The organism is Mesorhizobium calcicola (assembly GCF_042682105.1).
Taxonomy (GTDB): domain Bacteria; phylum Pseudomonadota; class Alphaproteobacteria; order Rhizobiales; family Rhizobiaceae; genus Mesorhizobium; species Mesorhizobium calcicola.
This window is the reverse complement of record NZ_JBHUGY010000080.1, coordinates 156,239-168,659: the sequence shown is the minus strand read 5'-3', so window position 1 is coordinate 168,659 and position 12,421 is coordinate 156,239. Positions and strand designations below refer to the sequence as shown.

Annotated in this window: 12 protein-coding genes and 1 tRNA gene; 8 read left to right on the top strand and 5 right to left on the bottom strand. The window is 60.6% G+C overall.

Annotated features, from left to right (window positions below):
- Positions 1–3: 3 nt before the first annotated feature.
- The 5 genes from plsX to ACFSQT_RS39235 all read left to right on the top strand — a co-directional run bounded on the left by plsX (position 4) and on the right by ACFSQT_RS39235 (position 3,550).
- Entirely contained in the window at positions 4–1,074 is a 1,071-nt protein-coding gene (gene plsX / locus ACFSQT_RS39255; protein ID WP_379027370.1) for a phosphate acyltransferase PlsX, read from the top strand.
- 9 nt (positions 1,075–1,083) lie between these two features.
- Complete coding sequence (locus ACFSQT_RS39250; RefSeq protein ID WP_379027368.1) at positions 1,084–2,055, top strand: beta-ketoacyl-ACP synthase III; 972 nt, start codon at positions 1,084–1,086, stop codon at positions 2,053–2,055.
- A 102-nt stretch (positions 2,056–2,157) separates the two neighbouring features.
- Positions 2,158–2,481 (top strand): integration host factor subunit alpha, encoded by a 324-nt coding sequence (locus ACFSQT_RS39245; protein ID WP_379027366.1) that lies wholly within the window; start codon positions 2,158–2,160, stop codon positions 2,479–2,481.
- Positions 2,482–2,613: 132 nt separating this feature from the next.
- Positions 2,614–3,153 carry a MerR family transcriptional regulator gene (locus tag ACFSQT_RS39240; protein ID WP_027038390.1) on the top strand — a complete coding sequence of 180 codons (540 nt, stop codon included), beginning with the start codon at positions 2,614–2,616 and terminating at the stop codon, positions 3,151–3,153.
- 94 nt (positions 3,154–3,247) lie between these two features.
- The gene (locus ACFSQT_RS39235) at positions 3,248–3,550 is read left to right on the top strand and encodes a hypothetical protein (protein WP_379027364.1); all 303 of its coding nucleotides are present in this window, start codon (positions 3,248–3,250) and stop codon (positions 3,548–3,550) included.
- A 126-nt stretch (positions 3,551–3,676) separates the two neighbouring features.
- Here the strand turns inward: ACFSQT_RS39235 and ACFSQT_RS39230 are convergent, their stop codons facing one another.
- Positions 3,677–3,868, bottom strand: a complete 192-nt coding sequence (locus ACFSQT_RS39230) for a hypothetical protein (protein ID WP_379027362.1) — start codon at positions 3,866–3,868, stop codon at positions 3,677–3,679.
- 191 nt (positions 3,869–4,059) lie between these two features.
- Positions 4,060–4,674: a hypothetical protein gene (locus tag ACFSQT_RS39225; RefSeq protein WP_379027360.1), complete on the bottom strand. Its 615-nt coding sequence runs from the start codon at positions 4,672–4,674 to the stop codon at positions 4,060–4,062.
- A 276-nt stretch (positions 4,675–4,950) separates the two neighbouring features.
- Here ACFSQT_RS39225 and ACFSQT_RS39220 point away from each other — a divergent pair, with 276 nt between their 5' ends.
- A complete protein-coding gene (locus tag ACFSQT_RS39220) occupies positions 4,951–5,235 on the top strand; it encodes a helix-turn-helix domain-containing protein (protein WP_379027358.1) in 285 nt (94 codons plus the stop codon).
- Between the two features lie 187 nt (positions 5,236–5,422).
- A complete protein-coding gene (locus ACFSQT_RS39215) occupies positions 5,423–5,881 on the top strand; it encodes a YbaK/EbsC family protein (RefSeq protein WP_379027356.1) in 459 nt (152 codons plus the stop codon).
- Positions 5,882–6,887: 1,006 nt separating this feature from the next.
- Here ACFSQT_RS39215 and ACFSQT_RS39210 read toward each other — a convergent pair.
- The 3 genes from ACFSQT_RS39210 to ACFSQT_RS39200 all read right to left on the bottom strand — a co-directional run bounded on the left by ACFSQT_RS39210 (position 6,888) and on the right by ACFSQT_RS39200 (position 9,664).
- Positions 6,888–6,964 (bottom strand) — tRNA-Pro (locus ACFSQT_RS39210).
- 102 nt (positions 6,965–7,066) lie between these two features.
- Positions 7,067–7,933 (bottom strand): DUF1194 domain-containing protein, encoded by an 867-nt coding sequence (locus ACFSQT_RS39205; RefSeq protein ID WP_379027354.1) that lies wholly within the window; start codon positions 7,931–7,933, stop codon positions 7,067–7,069.
- Between the two features lie 594 nt (positions 7,934–8,527).
- The gene (locus tag ACFSQT_RS39200) at positions 8,528–9,664 is read right to left on the bottom strand and encodes an alpha-hydroxy acid oxidase (RefSeq protein ID WP_379027353.1); all 1,137 of its coding nucleotides are present in this window, start codon (positions 9,662–9,664) and stop codon (positions 8,528–8,530) included.
- A 610-nt stretch (positions 9,665–10,274) separates the two neighbouring features.
- On the opposite strand from ACFSQT_RS39200, the gene ACFSQT_RS39195 reads away from it, so the two are divergent.
- Complete coding sequence (locus tag ACFSQT_RS39195) at positions 10,275–12,404, top strand: alpha/beta fold hydrolase (protein ID WP_379027351.1); 2,130 nt, start codon at positions 10,275–10,277, stop codon at positions 12,402–12,404.
- The last annotated feature ends 17 nt before the right edge of the window (positions 12,405–12,421 follow it).

Here is a 12,421-nt window from a genome sequence, read left to right as displayed (position 1 = left end):
CGCGTGATCAGGATTTCCATCGATGCCATGGGCGGCGATCACGGACCAGCCGTGGTCATTCCAGCGCTCATGACGGTCGCGACTCGCCGTCCCGACATTCGCTTCGTCATCTTCGGGCGTGAGGACGTCGTGCGCCCCGAACTGGCCAAATTCCCAAAGCTGGCCGAGGTCTCAGAGTTCGTCCATTGCGAGATAGCAGTCAGGATGGACGACAAGCCCAGCCAGGCGCTGCGACACGGCCGCTGGAAGTCGTCGATGTGGAAGGCTGTCGAATCGGTCAAGGCCGGCTCGGCGGACGCCTGTGTCTCCGCCGGTAACACCGGTGCGTTGATGGCGATGTCGAAATTCTGCCTGCGCACCATGGCCACCATCGATCGGCCGGCGATTGCAGCGCTTTGGCCGACGACGCGTGGCGAAAGCGTGGTGCTCGACGTCGGCGCCACCATCGGTGCCGACGCCCATCAGCTGATTGATTTCGCCATTCTCGGCACCGGCATGGCGCGCGCCGTCTTCGGCGTCGCGCGACCGACTGTTGGCCTGCTCAACGTCGGTGTCGAGGAGATCAAGGGCCAGGAAGAAGTCAAGGAAGCGGGGCGCATGCTGCGCGAGGCCAACATGGCGTCGATGAATTATCATGGCTTTGTCGAAGGCGACGATATCGGCAAGGGCACGGTCGACGTTGTGGTGACGGAGGGCTTCGCCGGCAATATCGCCCTGAAGACGGCGGAAGGCACGGCGCGCCAGATAGCGGGTTATCTGCGCGCCGCGATGAGCCGCACGCTGATGGCCAGGATCGGCTATGTCTTCGCCAAGGGCGCCTTCAACCGCTTGCGTGAAAAGATGGATGTCGGGCGCTCGAATGGTGGCGTTTTCCTGGGATTGAACGGGATCGTTGTGAAGAGCCACGGCGGAGCCGACTCGGATGGCTTCGCCGCGGCGATCGAACTGGCCTACGATATGGTTCGCAACAATCTGCTCGACCGCATCGAGGCCGATCTGGATCTGTTTCATGCGCGCAATCCGCATACTCAGACATCTAGGAAATCCGACGTCGTTATCGACGCAAAGGAATAGGAAAGAACTTTGATCAGATCAGTCGTGCGCGGCACGGGCGCTGCGCTGCCCCGCCGAATCATGAAGAATGCCGATTTCGAAGGCATGGTGGAAACCTCCGACGAGTGGATCGCCCAGCGCACCGGCATCCGCCAGCGCCATATCGCGGCTGATGACGAGACGACGGCTTCGCTGGGGGAAGCGGCGGCGCGTGCCGCGCTTGCCAATGCCGGCCTGACGCCTGCCGACATCGATGTGATCGTGCTGGCGACCTCGACGCCCAACAACACCTTTCCGGCCACCGCCGTCGAGATCCAGAACCGGCTCGGCATGCATCACGGTTTTGCCTTCGACATGCAGGCGGTCTGCTCCGGCTTCGTCTACGCCGTGACCACCGCCGATCTCTACATCCGCGGTGGTTTGGCCAGGCGCGTCCTGGTGATCGGCTCGGAGACATTCTCGCGCATCCTCGACTGGAGCGACCGCTCGACCTGCGTGCTGTTCGGCGATGGCGCCGGCGCCGTGATTCTGGAAGCAGGCGAGGGCGCAGGCACGATCGACGACAGGGGTGTTCTGGCGGCCAGCCTGCGCTCCGACGGTACCCACAAAGAGAAGCTCTTCGTCGACGGCGGGCCGTCGACCACCGGCACGGTCGGCCATCTCAGGATGGAGGGCCGCGAAGTCTTCAAGCATGCGGTCGGCATGATCACCGACGTCATCGAGGCGACGTTCTCACAAGCCGGCATATCAGCCGATGATCTCGACTGGTTCGTGCCGCACCAGGCCAATAAACGAATTATTGACGCTTCCGCCAAGAAGCTCGGGATAGCCGAGCAAAAGGTGGTGGTTACGGTCGATTTGCACGGTAACACCTCGGCTGCTTCCGTGCCGCTGGCGCTTTCGGTGGCCGTCGCCGACGGCCGCATCAAGAAGGGCGATCTCGTCCTTCTGGAGGCGATGGGTGGCGGCTTCACCTGGGGTGCCGTCCTGGTTCGCTGGTAAGTGCCGGACGGTCCGGTTCGGTCCTTGACCTTGCCGGATCAATTACTTAGGCTCTATCGTTGTTGTGCCGAATTTGATGTTTTGAATTGATGGGACGGTCGCATGGGGGGAAAGACACTTACGCGCGCCGACCTTGCCGAAGCTGTTTACCGGAAGGTCGGCCTGTCGCGCACTGAATCGGCCGAACTTGTCGAAGCGGTGCTGGACGAAATCTGCGAAGCGATCGTGCGTGGCGAGACGGTGAAGCTGTCGTCCTTCGCGACATTCCACGTCCGCTCCAAGAACGAGCGCATCGGCCGCAATCCCAAGACCGGCGAAGAGGTGCCGATCCTGCCGCGCCGGGTGATGACCTTCAAGTCGTCGAACGTGCTGAAGAGCCGCATCCTGCGGTCTCATCAAAGCAGCAAGGCCAAAAGCGGCAAGTAGCCTCATTTCCACCGCGCGGTTGAAAACCGTGCCGCGCCATGACGCCGGGCTTGAATATTGCTTCACAAACCGCTGAAATAAGACCCGATTCGGCAGATAGGCCGGATCATCGTCCAGCGTGAGGATTCGCCCATGGACAAGAGCCCCGACGCCTTTCGTACCATCAGTGAGGTCGCCGAAGATCTCGACCTGCCGCAGCATGTGCTGCGCTTCTGGGAAACGCGTTTCAACCAGATCAAGCCGATGAAGCGTGGTGGCGGCCGTCGTTACTACCGGCCGCAGGATGTCGAACTGATCAAGGGCATTCGCCACATGCTCTACGACCAGGGCTACACCATCAAGGGTGTGCAGAAGCTGCTGCGCGAGAACGGCAATCATTTCCTGGTCGCCATCGGCAATGGCGACATGGCTGCCGTCGAGGCGATCTCGCAGCGAAAACAGGCCGATCAGGTGCCACTGACGCCGGCAGCCCAGCCGCGCGGCATGGATGACGAACTGGTTGGCCAGCCGCGCGTCAAACCCAGTCGCCGCTTTTTCGGCCTGGGCAAGAGCGACGAGGACGGTCCGGTGCAACCGGACGCGTCGAAACTCTCGCGCGACAATCGCGCGCTGCTGCAGGAGGCGCTGTTCGACCTCCTGGAATGCAAGCGCCTGCTCGACCAGGTGCGCTGACCGCGCCGCAGGGAGCGACATCGATATTTCGAAAGCCGGAACCCGTCTTCCGGTGAGGCGTTACGTTTCCTTCTTCAAAGCAAGGAGAAACGTCATGGCATCATTTTCGACCTTCTCGGACATCGACCTCGACAAGCAGGTCGCGGCTCTCACCAGGGACTTGGCCAGCCTGAAGAAGGCCGTGTCGAGGCGAGGCGGCGCCTACTACGAAGACGGTCGCGATGCCGCCCTAGACACCTATTCAGATCTTGCGGGGCGTCTGCGGGATGCGATGCCGGCGATCCGCAAACAGGGCAGGGTGATCGAGAAATCGGCCCGCGACCATCCAGCGGCTGCCGCCGCGGTCGGCCTTGTGGTGGTCGGTCTCGTTGCCAGTCTGCTGTTCAGCCGGCGCTGAGGACCAAGCGCTCCGGTCGTCGGACAGGGAATTGGAGGAACGAGAAATGTCGGCTCGCCCTGCCAAGAGAAGACCAGCCTTGAACAAGAAGCCAAGGCCGGTCCTCTCGTTGGCAGCCTGGTATGCTTAGTATGCCTTCTTCACGTGGTGGTAGTGATGATGGTAGTGATGTCGGTGATGGACGGGGTGATAGGGATGATGATGATGACGATGATGCTTTGCCATCGGGGCTGCATCCGCGCTCGTCGCGCCGATCACCGGCACCGTGAAAGCAAGAGCAACTGCGAGCCCGAGGGCTGAGAGGAGGGACTTCTTCATGGATCGTTTCCTTCTTTAGCAGGCAGGTCGATGACCCGATCGCCGCGAACGGGATTACGCTCCTGAATTTTTTCGTCAGTATTTCCCGATTGTAGAATTTTGTTTCCGGACTGTTTCTGCGGAATCCAAGCTCCCACCATCATCATCGCCAGGCCGAAAAGCTGCTCTTTACCGCCTCTTCCGCCTACCGCTTACATCGGCGGAACCACGCCATTGTTTCCGACCACGACGCGGCCGGAACTCAGCGTGCCGTCAGCCTCGCGCTGAGCGGCGACGAAGACCGTCGCACCTGGCCTGAGGTCGGTCGGCGTGGCCGGCGCGAAGGTCACGACAGGCGTGGTGTCGGGTATCGAGATCTTCTTCGTCTGCCCATTGTCGTAGGTCAGCGTGACCGCTCGGCCGTTTATATCGGTGACGTCGGCGACGGTGCCGTTGGTCATGCGGCTGTTTGGCTGCAGATCCCAGGGCCGGTCGCCCTCACCGGTGCCTTTCAAAGCGGCCGGAAAGACCACCACCTCCAGTGCGCCACTGCCGCCATCGGCTTTCGACACGGAGGCGATGCCGAGGAAGTCGCCTTGCTTGATGTCCTTCATGGAGGCGCTGGCAACGCCCGAAATATTCCAGCCGGCATTGAGCTTGATCGCGGCGATATCGCCCTGGCGGGTTTTCACGGTGAGCAGCGACGGCTCGAAACCGACCACGGTGCCGCGCACGCGCACAGTATCCGCCGTGTGAGCGCTGCTGATACCGGCAACGGAAAGGCTGGAAATCGTGCCCAGCACGACGATGAGTGTCTTCAAGTTCATTGCAGAGATCCTTCCGGGAACGGCCGGCTGGAACCGGATGGTTTCATGCCAGCGACCCTGGGATAACGAACGGGCGCGGCGAAACTGCCGAACAAAGCGCGATGGGACGGTCAAAACAACTTGATCTTGGCGCGATCCGGCCGCGCATGCCGCCTGGTTCACGATAGCGTGACGGTCAGTTTGGTACTTGGCAAATCGCTAGCGAGCGGGCATCTTCCCGATCGTCTCAGGCAACATCGTGATTTGATCAAACTCTTTCAGCCCACGGAGTTGCCAATGCCCCACAATGCAAAAAACCAAGCCCTCTCCGAACCGGTAGCCAATGAGATCGGGCCAGATTACAGCACCCTTAGAGCGATGCGGGAGACCCGCGGCTACAGTGTGGAAGAGCTTTCCCTGACATGTGGTCTGGCTGCCGACGAGATTGAGGATATCGAGAGCGGCAAGGTGACCGATCCGTCGAAGATGCGTCGTATTGTGTCCGCGCTTCGACTTCCGCAGGACACCCTGATCGCTTCGGCCGTGCACACGCCGGCCGCGCAAGGTCGATCCCTGGCATAAACCGACATCAGGCATGCCCGACAACCCGCCAAGGTACCCTTGGCGGGTTTGTTTTTGTTGGTGCCGCAGCCGTCCTGCCAGCCTGGGGCTTGCCGATTTGTGCAGGGCGCGTGTTTATACGCGCGGCGGCTCAGTCCGCTGCCGGTCGCATTGGCTTTCCACAAGTTTCGAACCGTGGGTTTTCGATATGAGCCTGGACTCCGTTCGTGCCTTCTTCGCCGCCCAGGCGCCCGACATCGATGTCATCGTGACCGAGGTGAGCTCGGCGACAGTGGCGCTGGCGGCGCAGGCGCATGGCGTGCTGCCGGCGCAGATCGCCAAGACGATCTGCCTGCGCGTCGGCGATCGCACCATGCTGGTGGTGACCAGCGGCATCGCCAGGCTGGACAACCGCAAGTTCAAGGACCAGTTCGGCGGCAAACCGCGCATGCTCGACGCCGCGGAGGTTGTCGAGGCAACCAGCCACCCGGTTGGCGGTGTCTGCCCGTTCGGCCTGCCGGCGCCGCTGCCGGTCTACTGCGACGCGTCGCTGCGCGATTTCGACGAGGTCGTGCCCGCCGCCGGCGCCACCAACGCCGCCGTGCGGCTCAGCCCTCAGCGCATGGTCGACCTCACCGGCGCCGAATGGGTCGATGTCTGCCAATAGTGGTCGAGCGATGCTCTACACCCGGGTAACACGATACGCCTGAGTTTCGCTCCGAGGTCAGGAAATCTATCCACGAAGGCGCACCTGCTCCCTGAGCCCAGGCGGCTCTGGGTAAGGCACCGCTCGGCTCTGGCCGAGCGTCCGACGCGACCTTGGTGAAAGCTTCGCGATCGGTCGGCCCCGACGCGCCGGCAAATCCCGGCGCGAGGAGCATGTCACCAGCCCCGATTTTCGTTGAGCCAGCATGCGCCAGACAGCCGAATTGGAGTGGGAGACCAAGGAGCCGTTTGGCATCAAGGGGCGGGCGATGACCGACAAAGGGCGCGCATACCGGTGAGGGTTTCTTCCATGGAGCGGCCCAGCGGCTTGGGTCGTAGTGGGGACTAGCAGCGGTGGCCGCTGGGCCTGACCAGTCTGGCTCGAGGAAGCGCTGTGCTGGCTGACCCGAAGCGTGCGCTTACTCCAATGTAAGAGCCAGAGCGCATCCGCATGAAGGGCTACCGCCGAAAGGTGTAGTGTCTCAAGCGCAAGGTGCGCCTGACGAATTCCAGCGTCATTTCCGCAGCCTCATTCCGCGCCGGCACCCGCTGCCTCACGGTGGCGGGTTTTTACGGGCACAACGGGAACAAGAGGCTGACGATTCGGTTTCCCTGTTGCAGCGCCGCGCTCTACTCCCCGGGGCCGGCAGGGGGTGGAGGAAACTGGATATGCAAAACAAAATCAAAGATCCACCGAAGGAGCCCGAGCCGAAGAAGACACCAGTCCCTCGTCGCGACAATCAAGCGCCCTCGGAGCTTGAACATGTCTATCCGCCACCGCGAGATGTGCGAGAGGCACCGGTACCAAATCCAAACGGGGACAAGAAGTCCTGACCGACCGGCACACGCGGACGATGCGCCCGCCGGCTCGCCCCCGAAAGGGAGAGTGTTACCCCTTGCGTTACCCTGGATGGAAAATGCGCTGGAAAATGAAGGTGGACTTTTGGGGGCAAGTCCTTGTCTTAAAATGGTCGGAGTGGCCGGATTCGAACCGACGACCCCTTGACCCCCAGTCAAGTGCGCTACCGGGCTGCGCTACACTCCGGACCGCGGAAAGCCCTATATTCTCAAGGGTTCCAGCGCAAGGCCCCAATCTGACAAAATCCACAAAACTAGAACAAATGGTGTCCCGGTGTGCCTTGGGTGGTCAAAAGTCACACCGAAAATCACACCGGAAGTTCCTGTTGTGTTCCTGGAGATTCTTCCCCACCGTGTTCCACTTCGGCAGGCACTGCTCGAGATTCGAAAGATACCGGCATCTTGCCGGGATGGAACCGACTTCTCGAATTAGTTTGTTTCGTATGGCCCACTGGAAGTCAGCGAAACTGTCAGCTGGAATGACAAATGAACCAGGCCCTCCGATGACGTGCCGCTCATAATATTCCTCAGTAGTCTCGCCATTTTCTATTTCGGCTCCGATCGGCAGGCCGTTGATGACGATTGCTTTCTGAAGCGCTCTCTGGCGGCTGTCCGCAAGCGACGATCCATCATTGTTTGTTCCGTCGCCTGAGACATCGATGACCCTGCGCAAAGTCGGGACCGGAAGTTTTTCAAAAGCATCAACAGATGCGTCAATGGCATATGAAATGGACGTTTTCGATCCGTGCGGACCGAGGTATCGCCTGTCCGACTTTTTCCGGATGGCATCTGCGATAGTGGCGGCATCATTTGCGTCAGCGAGAATGGTCCAGTCCACCCGAGTTTCCAAGGAGCCGAAGCTCGACCATTCGACGAATGTGACAGCTATTTTGCCGTGCATACCTCTTTTGATTATCTTGAGCACGCTGGACGATTCCAAAGCAGCTGCGTAGCTCTCGCGTTGTAAATCTGCTTCGATTTGGTTGATTGAGCCGGACATATCGGCTGCAAGGACAATAGCGACGTCGACCGCCATCGACTCTTCACGGAGCAACTTCTCGCTGGCGCTGACGGAACCATCATGAATAGACTGGTCAGCGATCACCAGAATTCCTAACAGCCCCGCGGTCAAAACAGAAAACGAGAGAGTTTCCATCTTCAATCGCCCTCGCAGGCGTGCCTCAACGCGCTTCACAGGAAACACAAGCGTCGCCAGGTGTGGTGTCGTCACGCGCCTCACATAGGTGAATGCGGTCAGCGTGCAGATATCGCTGCAACTCTTATTTGTGCTTCTCGACGAAAGCTTTGCATGCGGGTGACAGCTGATCGATCATGCTTTGAAGATCACATTTGCCGATTGGTGTCATTGGGCAAAGCCGTTTGTAGTCGGGTCTGCATTCCTTGCCTTGGAAGTTTTTGAAGGCTTTTGCCTCGGCGGTGACGGTGTCCAAAAATATTCCCGAGCATGCTAACAACAGCCCTAACCACAAATACTTCCCCATAACCCTCTCCACTTGTTGCTTCGCAAGCTCGATCAAGTAAATTAGAATATGCTAATGGACAGCGTGCTGCAAGCCGTCTAACCGATGAAGAGCTGTTGATTCTAGTCGGCGATCGGGTCGAACGATATCGCAAGCTCGGCAACACCACCGCTCAGTTCGGCTCCGACGACTGGCGCACTCTCGCACGTGCAATGTGCATATCCGAGCATGAGGCTCTTGCTCGCGTTGCCGAGCGCGATGAAACTGCCTCAACCCACCAAGGCGCGCCGATCGATTTCGTCGACGGTCCTGACCCCAGTGAGCGCCATTGTGACATCCAGTTCCTTCCGGATAATCTCGATCGCCCTGGCGACGCCTGCCTGGCCGCCGGCGCCCAAGCCGTAGATGTAGGCGCGACCAATCATGCAGCTCTTGGCGCCGAGCGCGAGCGCGCGCATCAGGTCTTGTCCGGAGCGAATGCCACCGTCGAACAGGATCTCAATCTCTGAGCCGACTGCGTCCGCGATTTTGGGAAGTAGCGAGATCGACGACGCACCGCCGTCCAGTTGCCTGCCGCCGTGATTGGACACGACGATGCCTTCGACACCGGTCTTGCTCGCGAGCTTGGCGTCCTCCACGTCGAGAATGCCCTTGATGATCAGTTTTCCTGGCCAGATGCTCCGAATCCATTCGACATCTTTCCAGTTCAGGGTGGGATCGAATTGATGCGCGATCCATTCCGCCAGCGCTGTGACCCCCTCCTCATCCTTTACGTGGCCGGCGAGATTACCGAATGTCCAGCGCTTTCCAGTGAGCACGCGATAGACCCAAGCCGGCGTGGTTGCCATATCGATGAGGTTTCTGATCTTAAGTGACGGCGGAACTGAAAGGCCGTTCTTGATGTCAGCGTGGCGTTGCCCGAGTATCTGCAGATCAACGGTGAGCACCAGAGCGCTACATTTAGCGGCGGCAGCGCGCTCGATGAGGGAGCGTGCGAACCCCCGGTCCTTCATAACATAGAGTTGGAACCAAAACGGCTTCTCTACTGCACCGGCAACGTCCTCGATCGAGCAGATCGACATCGTGGCTAGGGTGTATGGAATGCCCGCGAGTTGAGCGGCGCGACAGGCGAGAATCTCGCCATTGCCGTATTGAAGTCCGCCGATTCCGATCGGCGCCAGCGCGATCGGGAGCGAGGCTTTCTCGTTGAGGATTTTCGTGCTGGTGTCGCGTTCCGAAACGTCAATTAGCACCCGCTGACGGAGCCTTACGCGTTCCATGTCAGCGCGGTTGGCGCGCAACGTCTCTTCCGAATATGAGCCCGCCTCAGCATAGCCGAAGAAGGCGCGAGGAACTTTGCGATGAGCTGCCCGCCGAAGGTCTTCGATGCAGGTCATTTTCTTCATCGATGAAGCTACCGGCGATGACGTGGCCTCCCTGCGAACGTGTGCGTATGTGGGCTTGCAAGACTGATCCTTCATCGGCTTTCCACCGAAAGCACGTTCGCAAGCAGTTCTGAGGATTTCTTCGTCACCGTCACGCATGAAGATCATCGCCCCGGATACCCCATATCATTCTCTCGATAACTACTACTCGGCCGCTCCGATGGGAGGACCCGGGCGCCGGAAGAAACTCGCCCGACACGCGCTACCAGCGCGCACAGGCCAATCGCGGAAGTCCAGAGATCGAACCGGCGGATCGTCGATGCCCGCCTGGCCCGCTGTTTCTCAAGATAACGCGCAAGCGCAATATCTTGGCGAAGGGGCACAACCTCGTCGCGCGGCTGCGGATTTTGCCAGGGATCATCATGCCAGATGGGCCACTCGTTCGGGTGTAGCATAGCATCCTCCTGAGACAGGCCTGCCTCGTCGGGACAATCTCCTCCACCGCCCGTGAGAAATGCGTTGGAACGAGCGTGATGAATTCGTGAAAAGCGTCACGCCGGCAAAATCGCGGTTGAAATAAGGGCAGCTAGGGGAAATGATTGCCGGTAGAGCTATGGCTGTGGCGGATTCGATGACGCACTCTCATCTCTGTCTGCTCGGTGGTTTCGATTTTGCCAGCGATGTAGCGACGGTTCCGCTCCTCAGCCGCAAGGCGCGTGCCATGATGGCTTACCTCGCCCTGCAGTCCGGACACTCGCAGTCCCGCGAGAAGCTCGCTTCCCTTTTGTGGGGTTGCAACAGTGAATCCCAGGCCCGGACGAACCTGCGGCAGGCCTTGTCTGCCGTCAGGAAGGCGACGCACGCATCCGGGGGCGGGAGGTTCCTCACCGGGGGCGACACCATCAGCCTTAATCTCGACGATCTCGATTTCGATGTCGCGCGGTTCGAGGCGCTGGCCGCGGGCTCCGCCCCCGAGCAACTCGAGCAGGCGCTTACTGTCTATCGTGGCGACCTCCTCGAAGGCTTCGGTCTGAACGAGGAGCCGTTCGAAGACTGGCTGAGGTTAGAGCGCGAGCGATTGAGGGCAATCGTGATCGCGGTGCTGGAGAAGCTGGTCGCCCACCATTCCACAACAAGCGATCTTGCATCATGCGTTCGGGCGGCGACGCGCTTGTTGGCTTTGGAACCGCTACGGGAAGACATCCACCGCGCCCTGATGCGGGCCTATGTAGCCCAGGGCCGCGTCAACCTAGCCCTGAAACAATATGAGCGCTGCCGCGATGCCCTGCAGCGGCAGCTCGATTTGCGGCCCGAGGCCGAAACCCGGAAGCTGTATGACGACCTTCGGGCGCGCCGCATGACATCGGATGCGGCTTTTCCAATACCCAGAGGTTCAACTTCGCCACAGACGCGATCCCAAGCCGATGAGCGTCCGGATTTCTCAGGTCAGTCCGTCAGGCCCCCAACGCACTACGTCAAATCGGCCGGGATCAACATCGCTTATCAGGTGACGGGCGACGGGCCGATCGACATGATCTATGTGCCTGGTTGGGTCTCCAACCTCGACCTGGCCTGGGCCGGGCCGCGGCTATCACATGTGCTCCAGCGCCTCGGCAGCTTCTGCCGTCTGATCCGCATGGACAAGCGCGGCACGGGTCTGTCCGACCGCAATGTCGGTTTGCCGACATTGGAAGAGCGGATGGAAGACGTGCGGGCGGTGCTGGATGCCGTCGGCTCGAAGCGCACGGTTCTCTTCGCCAGCTCCGAGGGCGGCCCGATGTGCATGCTGTTCGCTGCGACCTATCCCGAACGCACGGCAGCGCTCGTGCTGAACGGCGCTTATGCCCGCGGCAGATGGTCGAACGATTACCCCTGGGCAAGGACAGCCGAGCAGGTGGAAGAAGACCTCACCGTCGTCGAGAGAGAGTGGGGAGAGCCGGCTGACATGAGCAACGCGGCGCCCAGCCTGATGAACGACACTGTCGAGAGAGAATGGTTCGCCGCCAACTTGAGGAATTCAGCGTCGCCTGCCGACGCGATCGCGCTCTGGCGCTGGGGAACCGAAATCGATGTTCGCAACATACTGCCTGCTATTCATGTTCCGGCACTGATCATGCAGACGACGGGCGACCGCTGGGCGAGACGGGAAGAAGGACGCTACCTGGCTACGCATATCGAAGGCGCCCGATACATCGAGTTTGCCGGCCGGGATCATGTGATCTGGGGCGAGAATTCGGATCGTATCGTCGACGAAATTCAGGCTTTCGTCACCGCCGGGCTGCCGGCGGCGCCGGTCGAGCGGCTCCTGGTGTCGGTGCTGTCACTGGAGATCGACAGCGCGCCTCCCCCTGTCGATCTGATTGAGCGGCACACCAAAGAAATCCGTGGCGAACTGCTTGCTGCCGAAGGCCGGCAGATCAGACGTTCGGCAAGCGGCGTCCTCGCCGTATTCCAACGGCCGACGCGGGCAATCCAGTGCGCAATCGCGATCCGCCATCGCCTGAGGCAATCCGGTCTCGAAGTCCGCGCTGCAGTCCATACCGGCGAGTGCGAGGAGCGTGGCGATGATTTTTCCGGCATCGCGATCGAGCTGTCATCACGGCTGCTCGATCATGCCGGGCCGGGCGTGATCATCGTGTCGCGGACGGTGCGTGATCTCATGGTCGGCTCCGGCCTGGCATTCAAAGAGCATGGCGAGATGGAAGCGAGCGGGCTGCCCGGTAGCCTGCAGCTTTTTTCCGTCGGTGGGCCAGCAGACTGACCGCGGGCCCGAAGTCG